At 72.2% G+C, this 23,930-nt stretch carries 20 protein-coding genes; 10 read left to right on the top strand and 10 right to left on the bottom strand.

Annotated elements, in window-relative coordinates; all coding sequences use genetic code 11:
• Window positions 1-4: 4 nt before the first annotated feature.
• Window positions 5-964, bottom strand: coding sequence for a deoxyribose-phosphate aldolase (deoC, locus tag ABZ671_RS09630; RefSeq protein WP_357854024.1), 960 nt, complete (start codon window positions 962-964; stop codon window positions 5-7).
• 135 nt (window positions 965-1,099) lie between these two features.
• Between deoC and upp the strand changes: the two genes are divergently transcribed.
• A complete protein-coding gene (gene upp, locus ABZ671_RS09635) occupies window positions 1,100-1,732 on the top strand; it encodes a uracil phosphoribosyltransferase (protein ID WP_357854027.1) in 633 nt (210 codons plus the stop codon).
• 141 nt (window positions 1,733-1,873) lie between these two features.
• Here upp and ABZ671_RS09640 read toward each other — a convergent pair whose 3' ends face one another.
• Window positions 1,874-3,538: a phospho-sugar mutase gene (locus tag ABZ671_RS09640; protein ID WP_357854030.1), complete on the bottom strand. Its 1,665-nt coding sequence runs from the start codon at window positions 3,536-3,538 to the stop codon at window positions 1,874-1,876.
• Between the two features lie 49 nt (window positions 3,539-3,587).
• Entirely contained in the window at window positions 3,588-5,732 is a 2,145-nt protein-coding gene (locus ABZ671_RS09645; RefSeq protein ID WP_357854033.1) for a protein kinase, read from the bottom strand.
• A 208-nt stretch (window positions 5,733-5,940) separates the two neighbouring features.
• Between ABZ671_RS09645 and ABZ671_RS09650 the strand changes: the two genes are divergently transcribed.
• Complete coding sequence (locus tag ABZ671_RS09650; protein ID WP_357854035.1) at window positions 5,941-7,524, top strand: methylmalonyl-CoA mutase family protein; 1,584 nt, start codon at window positions 5,941-5,943, stop codon at window positions 7,522-7,524.
• 420 nt (window positions 7,525-7,944) lie between these two features.
• Window positions 7,945-9,207, top strand: coding sequence for an amidohydrolase (locus ABZ671_RS09655; protein ID WP_357854038.1), 1,263 nt, complete (start codon window positions 7,945-7,947; stop codon window positions 9,205-9,207).
• Here ABZ671_RS09655 and ABZ671_RS09660 read toward each other — a convergent pair.
• A complete protein-coding gene (locus ABZ671_RS09660) occupies window positions 9,164-10,138 on the bottom strand; it encodes a DUF4349 domain-containing protein (RefSeq protein WP_357854040.1) in 975 nt (324 codons plus the stop codon). The two genes, ABZ671_RS09655 and ABZ671_RS09660, sit on opposite strands and share 44 nt — an antisense overlap.
• 152 nt (window positions 10,139-10,290) lie before the next feature.
• On the opposite strand from ABZ671_RS09660, the gene ABZ671_RS09665 reads away from it, so the two are divergent.
• The 4 genes from ABZ671_RS09665 to ABZ671_RS09680 are packed head-to-tail and all read left to right on the top strand — an operon-like array spanning window position 10,291 to window position 13,632.
• On the top strand, window positions 10,291-10,920 hold the full coding sequence (locus ABZ671_RS09665) for an MBL fold metallo-hydrolase (protein ID WP_357854043.1): 630 nt from the start codon (window positions 10,291-10,293) through the stop codon (window positions 10,918-10,920).
• Window positions 10,921-10,926: 6 nt separating this feature from the next.
• Entirely contained in the window at window positions 10,927-11,841 is a 915-nt protein-coding gene (locus tag ABZ671_RS09670) for a hypothetical protein (RefSeq protein ID WP_357854046.1), read from the top strand.
• Window positions 11,842-11,884: 43 nt separating this feature from the next.
• On the top strand, window positions 11,885-12,631 hold the full coding sequence (locus ABZ671_RS09675; protein WP_357854049.1) for a hypothetical protein: 747 nt from the start codon (window positions 11,885-11,887) through the stop codon (window positions 12,629-12,631).
• Window positions 12,632-12,669: 38 nt separating this feature from the next.
• A complete protein-coding gene (locus ABZ671_RS09680; protein ID WP_357854052.1) occupies window positions 12,670-13,632 on the top strand; it encodes a GNAT family N-acetyltransferase in 963 nt (320 codons plus the stop codon).
• Window positions 13,633-13,704: 72 nt separating this feature from the next.
• Here ABZ671_RS09680 and ABZ671_RS09685 read toward each other — a convergent pair whose 3' ends face one another.
• Entirely contained in the window at window positions 13,705-14,160 is a 456-nt protein-coding gene (locus ABZ671_RS09685) for a gamma-glutamylcyclotransferase (protein ID WP_357854055.1), read from the bottom strand.
• A gap of 106 nt (window positions 14,161-14,266) precedes the next feature.
• Here ABZ671_RS09685 and ABZ671_RS09690 point away from each other — a divergent pair, with 106 nt between their 5' ends.
• Entirely contained in the window at window positions 14,267-15,670 is a 1,404-nt protein-coding gene (locus tag ABZ671_RS09690; protein WP_357854058.1) for an NAD(P)H-quinone dehydrogenase, read from the top strand.
• Window positions 15,671-15,724: 54 nt separating this feature from the next.
• Here ABZ671_RS09690 and ABZ671_RS09695 read toward each other — a convergent pair whose 3' ends face one another.
• A complete protein-coding gene (locus ABZ671_RS09695; protein ID WP_357854061.1) occupies window positions 15,725-16,561 on the bottom strand; it encodes an NAD(P)H-binding protein in 837 nt (278 codons plus the stop codon).
• A 154-nt stretch (window positions 16,562-16,715) separates the two neighbouring features.
• Complete coding sequence (locus tag ABZ671_RS09700) at window positions 16,716-17,345, bottom strand: DedA family protein (RefSeq protein ID WP_357854064.1); 630 nt, start codon at window positions 17,343-17,345, stop codon at window positions 16,716-16,718.
• A gap of 409 nt (window positions 17,346-17,754) precedes the next feature.
• On the opposite strand from ABZ671_RS09700, the gene ABZ671_RS09705 reads away from it, so the two are divergent.
• Together ABZ671_RS09705 and thrS are read left to right on the top strand one after the other, a co-directional pair.
• Entirely contained in the window at window positions 17,755-18,033 is a 279-nt protein-coding gene (locus ABZ671_RS09705; RefSeq protein ID WP_357854067.1) for an excalibur calcium-binding domain-containing protein, read from the top strand.
• Between the two features lie 219 nt (window positions 18,034-18,252).
• Window positions 18,253-19,470 (top strand): threonine--tRNA ligase, encoded by a 1,218-nt coding sequence (thrS, locus tag ABZ671_RS09710; RefSeq protein ID WP_357854070.1) that lies wholly within the window; start codon window positions 18,253-18,255, stop codon window positions 19,468-19,470.
• 127 nt (window positions 19,471-19,597) lie between these two features.
• On the opposite strand, the gene ABZ671_RS09715 is transcribed toward thrS, so the two are convergent.
• The 3 genes from ABZ671_RS09715 to ABZ671_RS09725 all read right to left on the bottom strand — a co-directional run bounded on the left by ABZ671_RS09715 (window position 19,598) and on the right by ABZ671_RS09725 (window position 23,885).
• Entirely contained in the window at window positions 19,598-21,565 is a 1,968-nt protein-coding gene (locus ABZ671_RS09715; protein ID WP_357854335.1) for an ABC transporter ATP-binding protein, read from the bottom strand.
• A gap of 71 nt (window positions 21,566-21,636) precedes the next feature.
• Window positions 21,637-23,370 carry an ABC transporter ATP-binding protein gene (locus tag ABZ671_RS09720; RefSeq protein WP_357854073.1) on the bottom strand — a complete coding sequence of 578 codons (1,734 nt, stop codon included), beginning with the start codon at window positions 23,368-23,370 and terminating at the stop codon, window positions 21,637-21,639.
• Window positions 23,364-23,885 (bottom strand): MarR family winged helix-turn-helix transcriptional regulator, encoded by a 522-nt coding sequence (locus tag ABZ671_RS09725; RefSeq protein ID WP_357854338.1) that lies wholly within the window; start codon window positions 23,883-23,885, stop codon window positions 23,364-23,366. The genes ABZ671_RS09720 and ABZ671_RS09725 overlap by 7 nt, the downstream gene beginning before the upstream one ends.
• Window positions 23,886-23,930 lie beyond the last annotated feature (45 nt).

Raw genomic sequence — 23,930 nt, forward strand, 5'->3', positions numbered from 1 at the left:
GCGCTCAGTCCAGGGTGAAGTAGTCGGGACCGGAGTAGACGCCGGTCGTCAGCTTGGTGCGCTGCATGAGCAGGTCGTTCAGCAGGCTGGACGCGCCGAACCGGAACCAGTCCGGGTCCAGCCAGTCCGGGCCCACGGTCTCGTTGACCATGACCAGGTACTTGATCGCGTCCTTGGTGGTCTTGATGCCGCCGGCCGGCTTCACGCCGACCTGCCGCCCGGTGGCGGCGCGGAAGTCGCGGACCGCCTCCAGCATCACCAGGGTCACCGGCATGGTGGCCGCGACCGGCACCTTGCCGGTAGAGGTCTTGATGAAGTCGCCGCCGGCCAGCATGGCCAGCCACGAGGCCCGCCGCACGTTGTCGTACGCGGTCAGCTCGCCGGTCTCCAGGATCACCTTGAGGTGCGCGTCGCCGCAGGCCTCCTTGGTGGCCACGATCTCGTCGTAGACCTCCTGGTAGCGGCCGGCCAGGAACGCACCCCGGTTGATCACCATGTCGATCTCGTCGGCACCGGCCTCGACGGCGGCCCGGGTGTCGGCGAGCTTGATCTCCAGCGGCGCCTGGCCCGACGGGAACGCGGTCGCCACGCTGGCCAGGTGCACGCCGGAGCCGCGCAGCACCTCGGCCACGTACGGGACCATCGAGGGATAGACGCAGACCGCGCCGACGTGCGGGCAGGACGGGTCCGCCGGGTCGGGACGCAGCGCCTTGGTGGCCAGCGCCCGCACCTTGCCGGGGGTGTCGGCCCCTTCCAGGGTGGTCAGGTCGACCATCCGGATCGCCAGGTCGATCGCCTGAGCCTTGGCGGTGGTCTTGATGGATCGGGTGCCGAGTTGTGCCGCCCGCTGCTCCGCGCCCACCTGGTCCACGCCCGGTAGGCCGTGGAGAAAGGTCCGCAGAGCGGTCTCGGATCGTCCCAGCTCGGAGAGGTCCGACCGGGCCGACGTCGGTGTCGCCGTCATGTCGTGAATAGTACGCATATCAGCTGGACGTGATCTTGGTCACGGCACCCGGTCGTGGCTGCCACACGTGAGCGGGGTCGCTGGACAACCGGCACGTGCGGTGCGCGGCCTGCCCGCCCGGTAGGTTGAGCGTTCGTGGACGTAACCGTCATTGACCACCCGCTCGCCCAGTCGCGGCTGACCGCCATGCGGGACGCCCGGACCGACTCGGCGTCGTTCCGGGCCGCGCTGCGCGAACTCACCACCATGCTGGTGTACGAGGCCGCGCGCTCCTTCCCCGTCGAGAAGTACCCGGTGCAGACCCCGGTCACCGCCACCGAGGGCACGCGGCTGGCGAACCCGCCGCTGCTGGTGCCGGTGCTGCGGGCCGGTCTCGGCATGGCCGACGCCGCGCTCGGCCTGCTGCCCGAGTCGTCGATGGGCTTCGTCGGCCTGGCGCGCGACGAGGAGACGTACGAGCCCCGCGCGTACATGGAGTCGCTGCCCCGCGACCTGAGCGGCCTGCCGGTGCTGGTGCTCGACCCGATGCTGGCCACCGGCGGTTCGCTGGAGCACTGCTGCCGGCTGCTCGCCGACCGCGGCTGCACCGACATCACGGTGCTCTGCGTCCTCGCCGCGCCGGCCGGCGTCGAGCGGCTGGAGCGCTCCGGCCTGCCCCTGCGCCTGGTCACCGCCTCGATAGACGAGGGCCTCAACGACCAGAAGTTCATCGTCCCCGGCCTCGGCGACGCCGGCGACCGCCAGTTCGGCGGCATGCCCCGCTTCTAAGCCCCACCCCCGGCGTCGATCACCCCCGGCGTCGATCATGGACTTGTGGCGGCGGACGAGAGCCATGAAAGGGCAGGAAACCGGCACCACAAGTCCATGATCGTCGCGCCGCTAACCTCATGATCATCGTGGGTGGCCGGGTCAGAGGCCGAGGGCGGTGGCGATTTCGGTGCGGAGGGCGGCGATGGCGGCCTGCGCGCGGGTGCGGGCGGCGGGGACGTCGGCGTCCGCGACCGGCTCCACCACCTCCAGGTACGCCTTCAGCTTCGGCTCGGTGCCGGACGGGCGGATCACCACCCGGGCCGTGTCGGTGCGCAGGATCACCACATCGGCCCCGGGCAGCAGGTCGGACGCCTCGGTGACCGGGTGACCGAGTAGGGCCTGCGGGGTGGCGGCCCGGATCCGGGCCATCATCCCGGCGATCTCCCGCAGGTCGTCGACCCGCACCGAGAGCTGGTCGGTGTGATGCACACCGAACTCGGCGGCCAGCTCGTCCAGCCGGTCGGTGAGCGTACGGCCCTCGGCCTTCAGGCCGGCCGCCAACTCGGCGACGGTCAGCGCGGCGGTGATGCCGTCCTTGTCGCGTACGTGCTCGGGTGCGACGCAGTAGCCGAGCGCCTCCTCGTAGCCGAAGACCAGCGGCCGGGTCCCGCCCCCGCCCCGGACGATCCACTTGAACCCGGTCAGCGTCTCGTCGTACGGCAGGCCCCGCGCCGTGCACATGGCTCGCAGCAGGGACGACGACACGATGGTGGTGGCGTACAGGCCGGTGACCCCGCGGCGCATCAGGTGGTCGGCGAGCAGCGCGCCCACCTCGTCCCCGCGCAGCATCCGCCAGGTGGCGCCGTCCGGGACGGCCACCGCGCAGCGGTCCGCGTCCGGGTCGTTAGCGATGGCGATGTCCGCGCCCGTCGAGCCGGCCAGCGCGACCAGCTTGTCGACCGCGCCCGGCTCCTCGGGGTTGGGAAAGTTGACCGTCGGGAAGGCCGGGTCCGGCTCGGCCTGGTCGGGCACCACGCCGGGGGTCGGGAAGCCGGCGCGGGCGAAGGCGGCGGTCAGCACCGCGGCTCCCACCCCGTGCAGCGGGGTGTACGCCACCTTCAGGTCGCGCGGGCCCGCCGGGTCGATGACCGCGGCGGCCCGCTCCACGTACGCGGCGACCAGGTTGTCGCCGAGCACCTCGCCGGCCGGGCCGAGCGGCACCTCCATGAGCGGGCCGACCGAGCGGATGGCGGCCTCGATGCCGGCGTCGGCCGGTGGCACGATCTGCGCGCCCGCGCCGAGTTCCCCGCCGAGCTGGGCGCCGAGGTAGACCTTGTAGCCGTTGTCCTGCGGCGGGTTGTGGCTGGCGGTGACCATCACGCCGGCCACCCCGCCCAGGTGCCGCACCGCGTACGCCAGCACCGGGGTGGGCAGCGGGCGGGGCAGCAGCAGGGCCGGGCGACCCGCGCCGGTGGCGACCTGCGCGGTGCGCTCCGCGAAGGCCCGCGAGCCGTGCCGGGCGTCGTACCCGATGACCAGCGGGCCTGTGCCGCCCTGGTCGGCGAGCCAGGCGACCAGCCCGGCGGCGGCCTGGGTGACCACCGCGAGGTTCATCCCGTTCGGGCCGGCGCGCAGCGGGCCGCGCAGCCCGGCGGTGCCGAAGGTCAGCGGCCCGGCGAACCGGTCGGCCAGCTCCGGCGCGCTGCCCGGCAGCCCGTCCAGGACCGCGCGCAGCTCGTCCCGGCTGGCCGGGTCGGGGTCGTCGTCGAGCCACCGCAGGGCCAGCTTGCGAAGTTCGTCAAGATCAGTGGTATCCGCCGCCATTGCCCCTTGATAGCACGACGGCGGATCGCCACTGCCCGGCGGCCTCGGCTCAGTTGCTCCCGGGAAGCTGGAACGACTGGACCATCGCGTCGAAGATCGACTTGCTCTCGGCGAACCTGGCGTCGGTGCAGGTGAGGTAGAACGAGTAGACCTTGCCGTCCTTCACCACCCCACGCCACACCCCGTGCCGCATGCTGTCGCCCTCACCGCAGGTGTATTCCAGCTCACCCGCCGGCTCGCCGGCCAGCTCCTGCTCGGACACCGACACCTCGGCGTACGGCTTTGGGCAGTTCTTGCTCTCGGCGGCCTTCTTCTTGAGGTTCCGCGAGGCGAACTCCGCCCAGCTGATCGAAGTGCCGCTCCAGGGCTCGGCGAGCACGCGGACCTTGCGCCCGCCGTCCTCCGGGTCGATGAAGTCGACGTACAGGCCGCCGGTCTGCCGCTCCCAGCCCTTGGGCACCTGGACCTTGATGCCCTTGCCCGAGAAATCCTGCATCTCGACCGACGGGGCCTCGGCGGTGGCGGTGGGCGTCGTGCCCGCGGTCTGCGGAGGGGTCTCGTCGCCGCCGCTGACGAGGGCGATCACGCTGATCAGCAGCAGCACGGCCACCCCGCCGGCCACCGCGAGCTGCATCTTGCGCGGCCAGCCCTTGACGGTGCCGACGAGCTGGTTGCCGACGCTGCGGGCCTTGCCGAGCGCGCCGCCGTCGGCCGGTGCCGGGGTGGCCCACGGCTGACCGGTGCCGGGCACCGACCACTGGTTGCCGGCGTAGACCGGCTGGGTCGCGTCGACCACGGCACCGGCGTAGACCGGTTGGGTCGTGTCGGCGCCGCGGCCGGCGTGGACCGGCTGGGTCGCGTCGACCACGGCACCGGCGTAGACCGGCTGGGTCGTGTCGGTGCCGCGGCCGTAGACCGGTTGGGTGGCGTCGGCGCTGCGGCCGTAGACCGCTTGGGTGGCGTCGGGGTGGCCGGCGCCGAGGCGCTGGGTGGCGTCGGGCGAGATCCGCTGCGTCGCCTCCGGGGCGGTCACCGGAGCGGGCATCGCGCCGGTGGGCGTGTGCAGCGGACCGGCCAGCGCGTCCGCGCTGGTGTCGTCGAGCGCCGCGGCGGCCTGGGCCGGAGTGGGCCCGGGGCGCTCACCCCGGCGCAGGGCGGCGAGCCGGTCGGTCAGCGACTCGCCGGGGCCGATCATCGCCCGGCCGCCGATCTGGCCGGTCGGCTTCGGCTCGGCCGCGATCGCCGGCGGCGTGGACGGCCGCTGCACCGGCACCACCGCGTACGGGTCGGTGACCGAGTGGACCGCGGTGGCGTTACTGGTCAGCGGGCCGCCGAGGAGCTGGCGCAGCATTCCTCGGGCGGTGTGCACGTCCAGCCGCCCGGCGGGGTCCTTCTCCAGCAGGCCCATCAGCACGCCGGTCAGCGGGCCGCTGCGCTGTGGGGTGGCCGGCGGATCCTCGACCACCGCGTGCATGGTCTCGATCGGGTCGCCCCGGTCGAACGGGGGACGCCCCTCCACTGCCGTGTAGAGCGTGACGCCGAGCGAGAACAGGTCGCTCGGCGGCCCGAAATCCTGCCCCATCGCCCGCTCGGGGGAGATGAAGTGCGGCGATCCGAGCACCATGCCGGGCGTGGTGAGCTGCACGTCGGTGGGCATCCGGGCGACACCGAAATCGGTCAGCACGCAGCGGCCGTCGGAGCAGATGAGAACGTTTGCCGGCTTGACGTCGCGGTGCAGCACGCCGATCGCGTGCGCCACCTCCAGCGCGCCGAGCAGCGCAATGCCGATCTTGGCGACCGCGCGGGGCGCGACCGGCCCGTCCTCGATCACCATGTCGGCCAGGCTGCGCGCGTCCAGCAGCTCCATCACGATCCACGGGCGGCCACTCTCGGTGACCACGTCGTACACCTGGACCACGGCGGGGTGCTGGATCGCGGCGGCGGCGCGGGCCTCCCGGAGGGTCCGCTCGTACATCGCGTCACGGTCGCTGGGAGCGAGCCCCGGCGGCAGGACGACCTCCTTCACCGCCACGTCGCGGCGGAGCAGGGTGTCTGTGGCGCGCCACACCGTGCCCATTCCGCCGTTGCCCACCGGAGACCGCAGAGAGTAGCGATCGCCGATGATCGTGCCAGGTGCCGCGCGTCCAGTGGGGGGACTGACCGGTCCGCCGCTCCACGTCGGGATCTGAGTCACAGAAAAGCCACCGGGGGGATATCGAGGGGGCTGGGACACAACCTCCCTATCTTGCTGGTTCCGACGCCCGATGCGAAACCCGACGCGGCAGACGTTTACCTACTTGACGGTATGCGGTCAACCGTTCACCGCTGGTCGGCGCCCGCCGGACCCCGGGTGTGCGCCATCCCTCACCCATCGACGGCCCGTCAAGTCCTACCATCCGGTGATGAGCGAACGGCGGTCGAGCGAGTCCGGTTTCCCGATCAAGGGCGTCTACACGGCGGACGACGTCCCCGGGGGCCTGGCGGAGCGGCTGGGCGCCCCGGGCGAATACCCGTACACCCGTGGGGTTTACCCGACGATGTACACCTCCCGCCCCTGGACCATGCGGCAGTACGCCGGTTTCGGCACCGCCACCGAGTCCAATGCGCGCTACCACCAGCTCCTGCGAGCCGGCACCATGGGCCTGTCGGTCGCCTTCGACCTGCCCACCCAGATGGGGTACGACTCCGACGAGTCGATCGCGCACGGCGAGGTGGGCAAGGTCGGTGTCGCCATCGACTCCATCGAGGACATGCGGCTGCTCTTCCACGGCATTCCGCTGGACAAGGTCTCCACCTCGATGACCATCAACGCGCCCGGCTCGGTGCTGCTCCTGCTCTATCAACTCGTGGCCGAGGAGTCCGGGGTGCCGGGCACCGCCCTCAACGGCACCATCCAGAACGACATCCTGAAGGAGTACATCGCCCGCGGGACGTACATCTTCCCGCCGAAGCCGTCGCTGCGGCTGGTGGCTGACACCTTCGCGTACTGCCGGGCCGAGGTGCCGAAGTGGAACACCATCTCCATCTCCGGCTACCACATGGCCGAGGCGGGCGCGACGCCCGTGCAGGAGATCGCGTTCACGCTGGCCAACGGCGTGGAGTACGTGCGCGCCGCGCTCGCCGCCGGGCTGGCCGTGGACGACTTCGCGCCCCGGCTGTCGTTCTTCTTCGTCGCCCGCACCACGCTGCTGGAGGAGGTCGCCAAGTTCCGGGCGGCCCGGCGGATCTGGGCGAGGCTGATGCGCGACGAGTTCGGGGCGAAGAACCCGAAGTCGCTGATGCTGCGGTTCCACACCCAGACCGCGGGCGTGCAGCTCACCGCCCAGCAGCCGGAGGTGAACCTGGTCCGGGTGGCGATCCAGGGCCTCGGTGCGGTGCTCGGCGGCACCCAGTCGCTGCACACCAACAGCTTCGACGAGGCGATCGCCCTGCCCACCGAGAAGGCGGCCCGGCTGGCGTTGCGTACCCAGCAGGTGCTGGCGTACGAGACGGACCTGACCGCGACCGTGGACCCGTTCGCCGGGTCGTACGTGGTGGAGGCGATGACCGCCGAGATCGAGGCGGCCGCGGACGAGCTGATGCGGCGGGTCTTCGACCACGGTTCGGCGGTGGACGCGATCGAGACGGGCTTCCAGAAGCGGGAAATCGAGCAGTCCGCGTACCGGATCGCCCAGGAGATCGACTCCGGCGAGCGGGTGGTGGTCGGGCTCAACCGGTTCCAGATCGAGGAGGAGGAGCCGTACGAGCCGCTGCGGGTGGACCCGGCGATCGAGGTCGCGCAGGCGGAGCGGCTGGCGAAGCTGCGCGCCGAGCGGGACTCCGGTGCGGTCGAGCGGGCCCTGGCCGAGCTGCGCGCCGCCGCCGAGGGCACGGGGAACGTGCTCTACCCGATGAAGGAGGCGCTGCGCGCCAGGGCCACCGTCGGCGAGGTCTGCGGGACGCTGCGCGCGGTGTGGGGGACGTACCGGCCGAGCGACCGGTTCTGAGCTGATCCGACGGCGGCCCGCCGCGGGTAACCCGATCGGGTGAATGGGACGGACAGCCTGTGCGGGCGGGCTGCGGCCTGATCTGTCACCCTCGGGAGTCGTTCGACAGCTGACTGTTGTCCAGCAGTTGTCGGAGTGGCAGTTAATTGCCGCGACTAATGCGACAATTCGGGCTATTGGCCCGTGATTTGGCGACCGCCAAAACGGTTACGCGTTGTAGGAGGTGTGGGGCAGATGACGGCGTTCGATCCCGATCTACCTGCTGTCCCGCAGGCACTTGAGCCCTCCCACCAGGGCATTCGTGACGCTGCGCGGTCCGACCGCTACGCGAAAGAGGTTGCCCAGCGTCACCGTCGGAGGTCTAGGCTGTCTGCTGTTCTGCCCGAAGATCCATCCACTTCTAGTGATCGAGAATTCGACGTGACGAGTGCGTTGACGCTGCCTTCCGCTGGCAGCCCGCTGGCGTCGTCCTGGCCGGAGGCGCCATCCGGATCCCAGCCCCTGCCTTTCGAGCTCGACCATCTGCTGGCCCTCCGGGTACCCGGCCTGATCGACATCCGCCGTCACCTCCACTCTCATCCGGAACTGTCCGGCGAGGAGTTCGAGACGGCCGCCCTGATTCACCGGGAGCTCTCCCGCGCCGGGCTGAAGCCGCGGCTGCTGCCCAAGGGCAACGGCGTCATCTGCGACATCGACGGACGTCCGGACGGCCCGGTGATCGCCCTCCGCGCAGACATCGACGCTCTTCCGCTGGCCGACCCCAAGGACGTGCCCTACCGGTCCACCGTGGACGGCGTGTGCCATGCCTGCGGGCACGACGTGCACACCACCGTGATGCTCGGCGTGGGCATGCTGCTCGCCCAGCTCGCCGGCCTCGGCCAGCTCGACGGCCGGGTCCGGCTCATCTTCCAGCCGGCCGAGGAGATCCTGCCCTGCGGCTCTCTGGAGGTCATCGAGGCTGGCGGCCTGGACGACGTGGTGCAGATCTTCGCCGTGCACTGCGACCCGAACCTGCCGGTCGGCCGGGTCGGCCTGCGGGTCGGCCCGATCACCGCCGCCGCCGACAACGTCACCGTCCGACTCAGCGGACCGGGCGGGCACACCGCGCGCCCGCACCTCACCGTCGACCTGGTCGACGCGCTCGGCCGGCTGGTCACCGAGGTGCCCACCCTGGTCAGCCGCCGGGTGCCGGCCAACAGCGGACTGCTGCTGGTGTTCGGCCACGCCTCGGCCGGCAGCCGTTACAACGTCATCCCCACCGAGGCCTACGCCGCCGGCACCCTGCGAGTGATGGACCGCGAGACCTGGGAGCAGGTCCCGAAGATCGTGGCCCAGGTGGTCCGGGACGTCATCGCTCCCACCGGTGCCACCATCGACCTGGAATACCTGCGCGGCCGGCCGCCGGTCACCAACGACGCCCGGGCCATCGGCGTGCTCACCACCGCCACCGCCGCGGCCCTCGGCCCCGAGGGGGTCGCGGAGACCCCGCAGAGCATGGGCGGCGAGGACTTCTCCTGGTATCTGGAGCACGTGCCGGGCGCGCTCGCCCGCCTCGGGGTCGGCCGGAACGGGCCCAACGTGGACCTGCACCGGGCCTCGTTCGACGTGGACGAGCGCGCCATCCCGGTCGGCGTACGCCTCATGGTCCAGACCGCGCTGCGGGCACTGGCGGCGGCGCGCTAGGCGTCGGACCATCCACCGGCCCGGCCGGTCCCGGCACCGTCGGCGTCGGCCCGGCCGGTGGCGTCCGCCGCGCCCGCCGCCGTCGGGCCAACCCGACCACCACCGCCACCGGTACGCCAATCACCAGCGCGAACGGCAGCACCGCGCCCAGCACGGTGAGGGTCACGGTCAGCGCGCTCCGGAACGCCGACCAGCCGCCCCGCAGCCCCACCAGGAAGCCCAGGTCGTGCTTCTGCCGGGCGGGCGGGGGCGTGGGCGCGGCGTGGGGGCCGACGAAGGTCACGGTGATCGTGGAGAGGGCGGTCAGGTCGGCCAGCTTGCGCTTCTTCGCCTCCAGCGACGCGAGGTCGGCCTCCCGCCGGCCCACCTCGTTCTCCAACGTGACCAGGTCGTTGATCGAGCTGGCCCGGGCGAGCAGCTTCCGGGCGCTGTCCACCCGGGCCCGCTGGGTGGCGATCCGGGCGTCCAGGTCGACGGTCTCCTCGGTGACGTCCTCGGTGTGGATCTCGCGCTGTTCCTGCTCGCCGAGCTTGGCGAGCCCGTCGATGACCGTGATGAACCGGTTGGCCGGCACCCGCAGGGTCAGCTCGGCCCGGGCGTCCGCCGACCCGCTGGTCCGCTGGTCGCCACCGATGAAACCGCCCGCCTCGCGGGCCCGGGTGGTTGCCTCGCGGGCCGCCCCGTCCACGTCGTCCACCCGGACCTGCATCGTTCCCGTGTAGATGATCGACCGCTGGTCCACCCGCAGGTCAGCCGCGCCCGACCCGCCCGCCGTAGCCTGGTCGGTGTCGGCACCCGACTTCGCGGCCTCGCCCGCGTCGGCGGCCTCGCCCACGGCGGGCGCCGACAAGTCACTGGCCTGCCGCTCGCTGCCCGCGCTGCAGGCCCCCGCGACCAGCACCGCCACCAGTCCCACCGTCGTCAGCGCCACGGCTCGACGACGTCCTCCTCGTACTCTCATCTTTCGCTCCGATCCTTGAGCGGCCCCGCCCTGGGGGTCGATACGTCGGACGCGGCGCGCCATCGCGCCGGTTCCGGCAGACTGCGCTCAGGACGTCACGATTCGATAATCGAGGAGTCACGATGCAGCTCACCAAGTACGGCCACTCCTGCGTCCGGCTGGAGCACGACGGGGGAGTGCTCGTGGTGGACCCCGGGGTCTTCAGCGAACCGGAGGCACTGGACGGGGCGGACGCGGTGCTGATCACCCACGAACACCCGGACCACGTGAACGTCGAGGCGCTGAACCGGGCGCTGGAGCGCCGCCCGTTCACCGTCAACGGGCCGGCCTCGCTGGCCGGCGTCCTCGGTGCCGCCGCCGAAGCGCTGGTCGTGGTCGCGCCCGGCGAGTCGTTCACCGCCGCGGGCGTCCCGGTCCGCGCGTACGGCGGGCAGCACGCCGTCATCCACCCCGACATCCCGGTGATCCAGAACCTGGGCTACCTGTTCAACGACGTCGTCTACCACCCGGGCGACTCCCTGGTCGTCCCCGACGACGTCCAGGTGGACACCCTCTTCGCGCCGATCCACGCGCCCTGGTCCAAATTCTCCGAGGTGGTCGACTTCATCCGGGCGGTGGCCCCGCGCCGCGCCTTCGCGCTGCACGACGGGCTGCTCAACGGCAACGGCTTCGGCATCTACGACCGGCAGTACACCGCGCTGTCGAAGACCGAATACCGCCGCCTCGAGCCGGGCACCCGGATCGACGCCTGACCGGCGATGGCCGGTCCGTCTCCGGAACTGGTCCAGCGGCTCTACGCGACGCCGCCGGACCGCTTCGTCGCGGCCCGGGACGCCGCGGTCGCCGAGGCCCGCCGGGCCGGCGACCCGACGGTGGCCCGGGAGATCGGCCGGCTGCGCCGGCCCACCGTCGCCGCCTGGCTGGTCAACCTGCTGGCCATCCGCCGGCCCGAGCTGGTGGCCGACCTGGCGCAGCTCGCCGAGTCGCTGCGCACCGCCCAACGTGAGCTGCGCGGCGGCAAGCTGCGCGAGCTCTCCGCGCAGCGCCGGGCCGTGGTCGGCGGGTTGGTCAGCGAGGTACGCAAGCTGGCCGCCGGCGAGCCGGACGCCCCGCCGGCCGGGAAGCTGCCGCTGGCCGAGGTGGAGGCGACGCTCAACGCCGCCCTGTCCGACATCGAGGTGGCCGAGCAGGTCCGGTCCGGCCGGCTGCTCCGGGCCACCCACTACGCCGGCTTCGGCGAGGTGCCGCGCCCGCAGTTGCGGCTGGTCACCGGGGGCACCGAGGAGCCGCCCGCAGCCGAGCGGGCCGAGACCCGGCGTACGCGCGACGAGCGGGCGGCCCGGGCCGAACGAGCGAACCGCCGCCGCGCGCTGCACCGCGAGTTGGGGAAGGCCCGCAGCGACCAGGACCGGGCCGAGCAGGAGCTGGCCGAGGCCGTCCGCTCCGAACGGGACGGCAGCTCGACGCTGGACCGGATCGAGACCGAGCTGGCCGAGCTGGAACGCCGCCGGGCCGTCGCCGAGCAGGAACTTAGCCGCGCAAAGCTGGCCCGGCGGGGCGCCGAGCGGTCCGTCACCGCCGCTCGTCGGCGCACCGGCGAGGTGGAGGCGGCGCTGGAGGCGCTGGCCGCCGAAGAGGGGGGTGCCGAGGCGGGCGACGACCGGGCAGACTAGCCGGGATGAATGACCACAGTGGTCGGACGGGGGCGATCCACCGATGACTCCGGAGCAGGTCGCCGCCGCCAGCAGGCCGCTGGTGCTGGAGCTCGGGGAGATCTTTTCCCGCCATCCGGCGACGCTGCGCCGGGCTCGGCTGCTCGGCATCTCCGGCTGGGCGTTCTACATCACCGGCCGGGCCGGGGCGCTCGGTGACGTCCGTGCCGAGACGGCCGCCGCCGCGCTCGGCTTCATCGCCCCGGAGGCGGTCGCCGACGGCTGGGACGCCGCCGCCCGTACGGTCCGGCCGCTGGACGTGGCCGGCGCGAACCTGGCCGAGTGCTGCCGATGGGGCGCCGAGCAGCTGGGCGACACGCCGCAGGTGTCTCACCTGTCCGGCCTGCTGGAACGGGCGGTCGACGCGGCGGACGCCAGCGGGATGCCGCTCTTCGCCGCCTGGCGCTCCATGCCCGTCCCGGAGCGTTCGCCGGGCGCGCGGGCGGCCGTCGCGTTGCTGCTGCTCCGTGAGCACTTCGCCGGGGCCTATCTGCTGGCGGTCCGGGCCGCCGGGATGACCCCGCTGGAGGCGGTGCTGGCCGGACCGGAGGGGGAGGCGGGCGCCGCTGCCTGCGGCTGGTCGCCCCCGTACCCGCCGCCGGGGCCGCTGGTGCGGCGGCGGCTCTGGGCCGAGGCGGTGACCGACCGGCTGACCGCGACCGCGTTCCGGGCGTTCGCCCCCGGCGAGGGGCCGGAGCTGCTCAACCTGCTCACCGCCGCTCGGCTGCACCTCAGCGGCGGGCAAAAATGAGGCGCGCGGGTGCCGGACGGGCTGCCAGGATCGGCGGCATGAGGCTCCCCGCCGGCTGGATCGCCCGCCGCCCCACCCTCGACGACGTCCCGGCGATCCTGAAGGTGGTGCACGCCGCCGACACCTTCGCCGTGGGCTACCCGGACTTCGACGCCGAGGACGTCGAGGCCGCGCTGACCGCCCCCTTCGTCGACATGGCCCGCGACTCGTGGCTGGTCACCGACCCGGACGGCGTCGCGGTCGGCTGGACGGTTCTCGCCAACCCGACCGGGGTGGGTCGGGATTTCGTCGAGGTCTACGTCGACCCCGAGCGGGGGGCCGACCTGCGCGCCCCGCTGCTGGCCCGGCTGCTGGACCGGGTCGCCGAGCGGGCCGCCGAGCGTGGTCTGCCCGCCCTGACCGTCCGCACCGCGGTCTTCGCCCCGGAGACGCGCTGGGCGGCCGAACTGGTCGAGGCCGGCTTCACCCGGGTCAAGCGGTACATCCGGATGGCCCGCTCGCTGGCCGACCTGCCCGCCGAGCCGGCACCGCCGGCCGGGGTGGCCGTCCGTCCGCTGCGCGCCGGCGACGAGACTGACCTGCGCCTGTTCCACCGGATCTTCGACACCGCGTTCCGGGACACCCCGGACTACGAGCCGCTCGGCTTCGCAGGGTGGCGGGAGCGGATCCCGTCGTACGGCAAGGTCTGGGACGAGTGGTTCGTCGCCGAGGTCGACGGGGAGCCGGCCGGTGCCCTCCAGTCCTCCGACCAGGCCCTGGAGCACGACATGGGCTGGGTGAGCACACTGTCGGTGCTGCCGGCGTACCGGCGGCGCGGGGTGGGCGCGGCGCTGCTGCGCCGGGCCTTCGCGGTCTACGCGACGAAGGGGCGGGCCGCCGCCGGGCTCGGCGTGGACCTGGCCAACCCGACCACCCCGGTGACTCTCTACCGTTCCGTCGGGCTGCGCGAGGCGCGCTGGACCGACATGTACGAGCGGACGGTCAACGCCACGGATGTGTGACAGGCGACCCGGCCCGGGGTCGCCCGCCCGCTGGGAGAACCGGCCGGGGAGACTGGAGGCGTGCGATACGCGCTACGCCGACGCGGTGCCGGTGGGGCGGGACCGCAGCTCGGTGACGTAGTCGTCCGGCGCGCCCGCCTTCTCGGCGGCGTTCGCGATCTCCGACAGGTACCACGACGTCGGCAGGCCGCCCTCGTACCCGTCGAAGACGTAGACCCACGCGGTCACGTCCCCGTCCAGCGTCGAGACGCGGACGGTGAGCTTCCGGTACGTCCCGGCGGACACGCCCTCGATCTCGTCGAGCTGCGCGGCGTCGCCCGGGTGGATGTCGTAGAGCGCCACGAAAACCCGGTCGCCCGGGGACTCGACCACGGTGCTGACCGAGCCCTCCCAGCCGATGACACCCTCACCGGCGAAGGTGAGCCGCCACCCCTCCAGCCAGCCGACGCCCACCATCGGCGAGTGCGGGCAGTAGGCGCGCATGCGGGCGGGGTCCAGGTTTGAGCCATAAGCGGCGTACAGACGCACGGCGATGACGATAGCCCGGCCGGCGGGTGGGGGAGAATACGACGGTGCGTGTCGAACGCGACGGGGAGAAGAAAGTCACTGTGAGCACTGACGAGGGGCGAGCGCTGTGAGCCAGATCGTGATCATCGGCGGGGGGCCGGCCGGGTACGAGGCGGCGCTGGTCGCCGCCCAGCTGGACGCTGATGTCACCGTGGTCGAGGCGGAGGGGGCCGGCGGTGCCTGCGTGCTGTCCGACTGCGTCCCGTCGAAGACCTTCATCGCCAGCTCAGAGGTGGTCACCGGCTACCGGGACACCGAAGAGTTCGGGGTGCACTCGGACGGGCTGGAGGCGGTCACCGTCGACGCCCGGGCGGTGCACGAGCGGGTGAAGCGGCTCGCCGTGGCCCAGTCCACCGACATTCACGCCAAGCTGGTCAAGTCCGGGGTGGAGTTCGTGGCCGGCAGCGCCCGGCTCGGCGAGGACACGCTCGGTCACACCCACCGGGTGGTCGTCACCCCGGACGGTGGTGGCGCTGACTATGCGATCGACGCGTCGACCGTCCTGATCGCCACCGGCGCCACCCCCCGCCAGCTCCCCACCGCGCTGCCCGACGGCGAGCGCATTCTCACCTGGCGTCAGGTGTACGACCTGCCGGAGCTGCCGGAGCACCTGATCGTGGTCGGCTCCGGCGTGACCGGCGCCGAGTTCGCCAGCGCGTACCTGGCGATGGGCGTCGAGGTCACGCTGGTCTCCAGCCGCGACCGGGTGATGCCGCACGAGGACGCCGACGCCGCGATGGCGATCGAGCGGGTGTTCCGCAACCGGGGCATGACCATCCTCAACAATTCCCGCGCGGAGGCGGTCCGCCGGATCGGCGACGGCGTCGAGGTGGTGCTCGCCGACGGCCGGGTGGTGGTCGGTTCGCATGCGCTGATCGCGGTCGGCTCGATCCCCAACACCGCGAACCTGGGCCTCGCCGAGTACGGCGTCGAGCTGGCCCGGGGCGGCTACGTCACCGTCGACCGGGTGTCCCGGACCAATGTCCCCGGCATCTACGCGGCCGGTGACTGCACCGGGGTGCTGCCGCTGGCCAGCGTCGCCGCCATGCAGGGCCGGATCGCGATGTGGCACGCGCTCGGCGAGGCGGTCCGGCCGCTGCGGCTGCGTACCGTCGCGGCGAATGTCTTCACCGACCCGGAACTGGCCACGGTCGGCGTCTCACAGAACGAGGTGGACGCCGGCAAGACCCCGGCCCGCCAGGTGATGCTGCCGCTGGCCGGCAACGCCCGGGCCAAGATGGCCGACCTGGCCGACGGCTTCGTCAAGCTCTTCTGCCGCCCGGCCAGTGGCCAGGTGATCGGCGGCGTGGTGGTGGCGCCGAAGGCCAGCGAGCTGATCCTGCCGATCACCATGGCGGTGGAGAACAACCTCACCGTCAACGAGCTGGCCCAGACCATCACCATCTATCCCTCGCTGTCGGGCTCGATCACCGAGGCGGCCCGCCAGCTCATGCTTCACGAACTGGAGTGACCCGTCGGCGCCGCCGGGCCGCCCGCACGGCGGCCGGCCCGGCGGCACCCACCGTCAGCGGAAGGCGGCGACGTGGTCAGCGGCCCACTCGGCGTACGTCCGGGCGGGATGGCCGGTCAGCCGCCGTACCGTGTCGGTGACCTGCTCCGGGCGGTCGACGAAGGCGGCCCAGCCGGCCAGCGCGGCGTCGGCGAAGGCCGGGTCGCCGAAGGCTGCGGAGAGCATCTGCCGGGCCTCGTCGACCGGCATCTCCGACCAGCGCAGCTCTCGGCCGATCGCCCGACCGAGGGCGCGTACCTGGTCCTGCTGGGTCAGCGTCTCCGGGCCGCTGAGCAGGTAGCGGGCACCGGCGTGGCCGTCCGAGGTCAGCGCCGCAACGGCCACCTCGGCGAGATCCCGCTCGTGGATCAGTGACCGGGCCGCGCCCCCGTACGGCCAGCGCACCACGTCGCCGGCCCGGATCTGGTCGGCCCACATGAGCGTGTTGGCGGCGAAGCCGACCGGCCGCAGGAAGGTCCACTCCGCGCCGGACGCCTCGACCGCCCGCTCGACCTCGGCCCAGAACGACGCCGGCTGGTCGGCGGCACCCGGCGCGGAGAGATAGACGACCCGGGCGCTCTGCTTGGCGATGAGCTGGGCGACCTCGGGGGCGGCCCGGCGGGCCACGGCCGGGTCGGTGAACGGCCAGATCAGGAAGACTGCGTCAACGCCGGTCAGGTGGGGCGCGAGCGAGGCGGAATCGCCGAGATCGGCGGCCACCACCTCGACCCCATCCGGCAGCTGCGCCCGGGACGGGTCGCGGCTCACCGCCCGGACCTGCTCGCCCCGCGCCAGCAGCAGCGACACCACCTCTCGGCCGACCGTGCCGGTCGCCCCCGTCACCAGGATCATCTCCGCCTCCTCGTCCGACCGGCCGCCGTCGACCCGCCAGCTGGACGCTAAGAGCTGAAGTGGCCTTGAGGTCAAGGGGTGTCAGGCGACGTGGAGGCGGATGTTCCCGATCCGAGCGACGACATCAAGGTGCCCACCGGGCAGTAGTTCCTGGTCAGTCGGCCCCGACCCGAACCTTGGCCTCGACCGGGGCTTCCGTGCGGGTATGGCGGTTGGTGAGGGCGCTCACCGCCCAGCCGGCCGCCGCGAACCCGGCCGCCGCCACCCCGCCGATGAGCGCGAGCCGCCACGCCGAATGGGTCAGCGCGGTGCCGCCCAGGTGCCCGACCAGAGTTCCGTACGCCGCCCAGCAGGTCGCCGCCGTGGCCTCGTAGAGGAGGAAGAGGCGGTACGGGTAGCGGCTGCGTCCGGCCGCGAAGCAGGCCGCCATCCGCCCGCCGGGTACGAATCGACAGAGCATGATCACCAGTGGCCCCGGCTCGCGCAGTCCTCGGGTGACCCGGGCGGCGGCCCGGCGGGCCCGGCCGGGCACGCGCCGCGACTGCCGGCGGTTCGGGGCGCTGCGGCCCAGCAGATAGCAGGCGAGGTCGCCGGCGAAAACGCCGACCGCGCCGACCACGATGGTGAGTGGCAGGCTCAGGCCGCCGTAGACGGTGAGCGCGCCGCTGGTGATCATGACGACCTGGGTCGGTACGACCGGCACGAAGGCGTCGGCGGCCAGCAGCCCCAGCAGCACAAGGTATGCCCACGCCGGCGACGCGACGTCAGCGATGAGTTCGGGCACGACTGCCACCTCGCCGGATCTCCCCGTTCGACCGCACCGAGCCTGACGGCATGTCTCGCCTCACTGGGGGCTGCCCCGTCCGGTCGTGACCAATGACACCAGCGGGCCAACCGTTGCCGACGGGGCGGTCGGGCTGTTGTGCCGACCGCTCGGCGTGTCGGCGCCCACTGAGGCGGGCGGCGTAGCGTCGATTCCAGGCGTACCGTTGTCGGCGCGCGGCTCCGCCGCCGTCGGATCCCCCGTTGCCGACGATCGGGCCGCCGCGGGTCGCCGGCAGGTCCCGTGCCGGCGACCCGCCCCGCAGCTTCTTCCCTCCGAAGGAACGTCCCGTCTGGGCTGGGCCGCCGGTTATAGTCCCCGGTGCAACCGGCAATCCCATTACTGACAATCCCATTCGGGAGGCTCCTCGATGAAATCCAGGCTGGTGCGGGGCGCGCTCGCCCTGACCTTGGCGCTCGGCGGCAGCACCTTCGTCGCCGTCGGCCCGGCCGAGGCGGCGGCCAAGAAATACAAGAACTGCACCGCGCTGAACAAGGTCTACAAGCACGGCGTGGGCAAGAAGGGCGCGAAGGACAAGGTCCGCGGCAAGACCAAGCCGGTCACCAACTTCAAGGTGTCCAACACCATCTACGCCAAGAACCGTCACCTCGACCGGGACCACGACGGCATCGCCTGCGAGAAGCGCTGACCTCGCATAGGCGGAGCCGGCCGGAAAACCGGTCGCTCCGGCTGCCGTGCCGGTCGTACGGTCGTCGTATGCGCAGCGCGGTGGTGACCACGACGCCGGGAATCCCCGGCGCGCCGCACTGACATTTCCGTCGACGAGGCCCCGGGGCGAACCGCCCCGGGGCCTCGTGGCGTTCCGGGCCAGATCGCCTCCGGGTCGTACCCGATCAAGGAGAGCGACATGATCGACCACCGCAGGCTCGGCCGGGAGTTGGAGCTGTTCGTCTCGGACCCGCTCGCGGGCGCCGGCCTGCCCATCTGGCTGCCGGCCGGCGCCGCCGCCCGGCACGCCGTCGAGGAGTACGTGCGGGACCTGGAGCGCCGGGCCGGGTACCGGCACGTCTACTCGCCGCCGCTGGGCAAACGGGAGCTGTTCGAGATCTCCGGCCACCTCGGCTACTTCGCGGACGACATGTTCCCGCCGATGCGGCTGTCCCCCGACGACGAGTTCGTGCTCCGACCGGCACTCTGCCCACACCACGCCCTGGTCTTCCGGGCCCGCGGACGTTCCTACCGGGAGCTGCCGCTGCGCGTCGCCGAGATCGGGGGAATGTACCGGGCGGAGCGCTCCGGGGTGCTCGGCGGACTCGCCCGGGTACGCGCCATCTCGCTCAACGACGCGCACAACTTCTGCGCGCTGGAGCAGGTCGGCGGCGAGGTACGCGAGATCCTCCGGCTGATCCGCGAGGCGCACGCCGCGCTCGGCGTCCGGCCGGCCGGGTTCCGGCTGTCGGTGCGCGGGCCGGGGGAGAAGTACGTCGGGGACGACGCCTCGTGGGCGCGGGCCGAGGAGCTGCTGCGCGCCGCGCTCGACGGGGTCGACTTCACCGAGGCGCCGGGCGAGGCCGCCTTCTACGGCCCGAAGATTGACATCCAGATCGTCGACGCGGCCGGCCGGGAGTCGACCATCTCCACCATCCAGCTCGACTTCGACAAGCCGGAGAAGTTCGACCTGTCGTACACCGCCGCGGACGGGAGCCGGAAACGGCCGGTCATGGTGCACCGGAGCCTGGTCGGCAGCATGGAACGGCTGTTCGCCTACCTGATCGAGGTGCACGCCGGCGCCTTTCCGGCCTGGTACGCCCCGGTGCAGCTGGCGCTGTTCCCGGTCGACGACGGTCAGGCGGACGCGGCCGTGGAACTGTGCCGCCGGGCCGAGGCGGCGGGGCTGCGGGCCGAGGTCGACGTGACCGGCTCGTTGGGTGCCCGGATCCGCGACGCGGCCCGCCGGAAGGTCCCGTACGTCGGGGTGATCGGCCCCCGGGAGGCGGCCGACGGGTCGGTTTCCCTGCGCATGCGCGACGGCCGTGGGCTCGACCCGATGCCGGTGGCCGCCGCGTTGGGCTTGATCGGGCGGGTGGTCGCCGACCGCTCGGCCGGCCTGCTCCCGGCCGCCTGACGTCCGCCGGCCGGCGAGGCCTGACGTCCGCCGGCCGGCGCCGTCACCGGCTGCGCAGGTGCCGGCCGGCGCCGGCTTTCCGCCATCGCGACGGGAAGCCGGCGCCAGGCCGGTCGTACGCCGCACCTCAGTTCTTGGCCGGTACGACCGCCGGAAGCGTCCCGGCCGGTGTGCCTCCTGGGGTCGGCGCGGGAACCTCGTCCGTGATCACCGCACCGGAGAACTGCGACCGGTACAGCCGGGCGTACGCCCCGTCGGCGGCGAGGAGCTGGTCGTGGGTGCCGTGCTCAACGATCTGGCCGTGCTCCATCATCAGGATCAGGTCGGCGTCGCGGATGGTGGAGAGCCGGTGGGCGATGACGAAACTGGTCCGGTCCGACCGCAGCGCCGCCATCGCCCGTTGGAGCAGCACCTCGGTCCGGGTGTCCACCGAGCTGGTCGCCTCGTCGAGGATCAGCAGCGACGGCTCGGCGAGGAACGCCCGGGCGATGGTGATCAGCTGCTTCTCGCCGGCGCTGACGTTGTTGCCCTCCTCGTCGATGACGGTGTCGTAGCCGTCGGGAAGGCTGCGGACGAAGCGGTCCACGAAGGTGGCCCGGGCCGCCGCCAGGATCTCCTCCTCGGTCGCGTCCGGCCGCCCGTACGCGATGTTGTCCCGGATGGTGCCGCCGAAGAGCCAGGTGTCCTGGAGCACCATGCCGATCCGGCCGCGCAGCTCGTCCCGGCGCATCGTGGTGATGTCCACCCCGTCCAGGGTGATCCGGCCGGAGTCCAGCTCGTAGAACCGCATGACCAGGTTGACCAGCGTGGTCTTGCCAGCACCGGTCGGGCCGACGATCGCCACCGTGTGCCCGGGCTCGGCGACCAGGGACAGGTCGTCGATCAGCGGCTTTTCCGGGTCGTACCGGAAGGAGGCGTGCTCGAACTCGACGCGACCGTGCGGATCGGCGATCCGGGCCGGCTGCGCGGGCTCGGGGCTCTGTTCCTCGGCGTCGAGGACCGCGAAGACCCGCTCGGCCGAGGCCACCCCGGACTGGAGCAGGTTGGCCATCGAGGCGACCTGGGTGAGCGGCTGGGTGAACTGCCGCGAGTACTGGATGAACGCCTGCACATCGCCGAGGCTCATCGTGCCCGAGGCGACCCGCAGGCCGCCGACCACGGCGATCGCCACGTAGCTGAGGTTCCCGATGAAGAACATCGCCGGCATGATGATCCCGGAGACGAACTGCGCGCCGAAGCTCGCCTGGAACAGCTGCTCGTTCTTGGCGTGGAAGGCGGCCTCCACCTCCTTCTGCCGGCCGAAGACCTTGACCAGCTCGTGACCGGTGTACGCCTCCTCGATCTGCCCGTTCAGCTCGCCGGTGTGCGTCCACTGAGCGATGAACTTGCGCTGCGAGCGCTTGGCGATCTGAGCGGTGACCACCACCGACAGCGGCACCGCCACCAGGGCCACCACCGCCAGCAGCGGCGAGATCCAGACCATCATGGCCAGTACGCCGACCACGGTGAGCAGCGAGGTGACCAGCTGGCTCAGCGTCTGCTGAAGGGTCTGCGAGATGTTGTCGATGTCGTTGGTGACCCGACTCAGCAGCTCGCCGCGCGGCTGCCGGTCGAAGTAGGGCAGCGGCAGCCGGTTGAGTTTCTCCTCCACCTCGGCGCGCAGCCGCAGGATCGTCCGCTGCACCACGCCGTTGAGCAGCCAGCCCTGCGCCCACATCAGCACGGCGGCCCCGACGTAGAGCGCCAGGGCCAGGGCCAGCACCCGGCCCAGCGCGTTGAAGTCGATGCCGACGCCGGGCACCACGTGCATCTTGGCCAGCATGTCGGCGAAGTTGCCGTTGCCGGATGCCCGGGCTGCGGCCGCCGCCTGCTCGGCGGTGGTGCCGGCGGGCAGCTTCCGACCGATCACCCCATTGAAGATCAGGTCGGTGGCGTGACCGAGCACCTTCGGCCCGATGACGCTGAGCCCGACGCTCGCGACGGCCAGCGCCAGCACGGCGGTCAGCTGCGACCGGTGCGGCCGAAGCCGCCCGAGCAGCCGCCGCGCGGACGGCCCGAAGTTCATCGCTTTCTCGGCGGGCATGCCCATGCTCATGTGCGGCGGGCCGCCGGCGCGCTGCCCGGCCGGTGGCAGCCGCTTCGGCGTCGCCTTCTCCTGCACCGCGCTCACGCCGCCACCTCCGCGGTCTGCTGGGACGCCACGATCTCGGCGTACGTCGGGCAGGTCTGGAGCAGGTCCCCGTGCCGTCCCATTCCGACGACGCCTCCGTCCTCGAGCACGATGATCTGATCAGCGTCAATGATCGTGGAGACCCGCTGGGCGACGATCACCACGGCCGCCTCCGCGGTGACCGGCTTCAGCGCCGCCCGCAGCCGGGCGTCCGTGCCGAGGTCGAGCGCGGAGAACGAGTCGTCGAACAGGTAGATCTCCGGTTTGCGGACCAGCGCGCGGGCGATCGCCAGCCGCTGCCGCTGGCCGCCGGAGACGTTCGTGCCGCCCTGCGCGATCGGCGCGTCCAGGCCGCCCGGCATCTCGGCGACGAACTCCCGAGCCTGGGCGATCTCCAGCGCCGCCCAGAGCTCGGCGTCGGTGGCGTCCGGGTTGCCGTACCGCAGGTTGCTGGCGACCGTGCCGCTGAACAGGTAGGGCCGCTGTGGCACCAGCCCGATCCGCCGCCACAGCTCATCCGGGGCCAGCTCGCGTACGTCCACCCCGTCCACGAGGACCGCCCCGGTGGTCGGGTCGACCAGCCGCGGGATCAGGGTGAGCAGGGTCGTCTTGCCGGCGCCGGTGGAGCCGATGATCGCCGTCGTCCGCCCGGGTTCGGCGCGGAACGTGATGTCGTGCAGCACCGGAGCCGTCGCCCCCGGGTACTGGAAGCCGACGTCGCGGAGCTCAAGCTCGCCCCGGCCGGACACCTCGGTGACCGGTCGCGCCGCCGGCACCACCGAGGACTCGGTGTCCAGCACCTCGACGATGCGCTCGGCGCAGACCGCCGCCCGGGGCACCATCATCAGCATGAAGGTGGCCATCATGACCGCCATCAGGATCTGCATCAGGTATTGCAGGAACGCGGTCAGCGCGCCGATCTCGATCTGACCGGAGTCGATCCGGCCGGCGCCGAACCAGAGCACCGCGACGCCGGAGATGTTGAGCACCAGCATCACGAGCGGGAAGATCAGCGCCTGGAGCCGGCCGATCCGCAGCGCGGTGGCGGTCAGGTCGGCGTTCGCGACCCCGAAGCGCTTCGTCTCGTACGGCTCGCGGACGAAGGCGCGGACCACCCGGATGCCGGTGATCTGCTCGCGCAGCACGCGGTTGACCGTGTCGATCCGGGTCTGCATGAGCCGGAAGGTCGGCACCATCTTTCGGATGATCAGGCCCAGCGCGATCGCCAGGACGGGCACGCACACCAGCATCAGCCAGGAGAGCCCGACGTCCTCGCGCAGCGCCATCACCACACCGCCGACGCTCATGATGGGCGCGGCCACCAGCATCGTGCAGCTGAGCAGGACGAGCATCTGCACCTGCTGCACGTCGTTGGTGTTTCGGGTGATCAGCGAGGGTGCCCCGAAGCGGGCCACCTCGCGGGCGGAGAAGCGGTTGACGTGGCTGAAGATGGCGGCCCGGACGTCCCGGCCGAACCCCATCGCGGTCTTCGCGCCGAGATAGACGGCGACGATCGAGCAGGTGATCTGGAGCAGGCTGACGAGCAGCATCCAGCCGCCCGTACGCAGGATCTGGCCGGTGTCGCCGACGGCCACGCCACGGTCGATGATTCTGGCGTTGAGGCTCGGCAGGTAGAGCGAGGCGATCGTGCCGACGAACTGGAACGCCACCACGGCGGCCAGTAATCGCCGGTACGGGCGTAGAGAATTTCGGAGTAGGCGGATCAGCACGGACGGGCCCCCCGGGTCGTCAGGTCGGTGGATTCCTTGTCTGGGTTCAACCGGCCGATGTCCCCGTCGGCCATCGTGGTGATGAGTTCGGTGAGGAACTCACGGATCACCGCCCGCTTCGCCGGGTCGGCGTCGACGGAGGTGATCGGCCGGTCGCTGTGGATCACTTCGATGAGGGCCTGGGCGTGCTCGCGGCCCTTGTCGGTGAGTGTGAGCTGGACGCTGCGTCGGTCGGTGGTGTCCCGGCGGCGTTCGACGAACCCGTCGCGTTCCAGGGTGTCGACGATGCCGGTCAGGGTCGCCGGGCGGACGAAGCACCGCTCGGCGACCTCCCGGTGGGTGCTGTCGCCGACGCGGGACAGGATGAACAGCACCCGCATCCCGGCCGAGGTGAGCCCGTGGTGCTCGGCAAGGTAGCGCCCCCAGTGCTGGTCGACCAGGTGCCCGGCGATCGAGACCAGCCGGCCGATGGGCGCGTGGTGCAGCGCGTCGGGGAAGTGGACGAGCGGCTCCATCTTCACGCGCACCAGGTTAGCCCCCCGACTATCAGGGGCCAAACT

The sequence above is a fragment of the Micromonospora sp. NPDC006766 genome, from assembly GCF_040636055.1.
In the GTDB taxonomy this organism is placed as follows: domain Bacteria; phylum Actinomycetota; class Actinomycetes; order Mycobacteriales; family Micromonosporaceae; genus Micromonospora.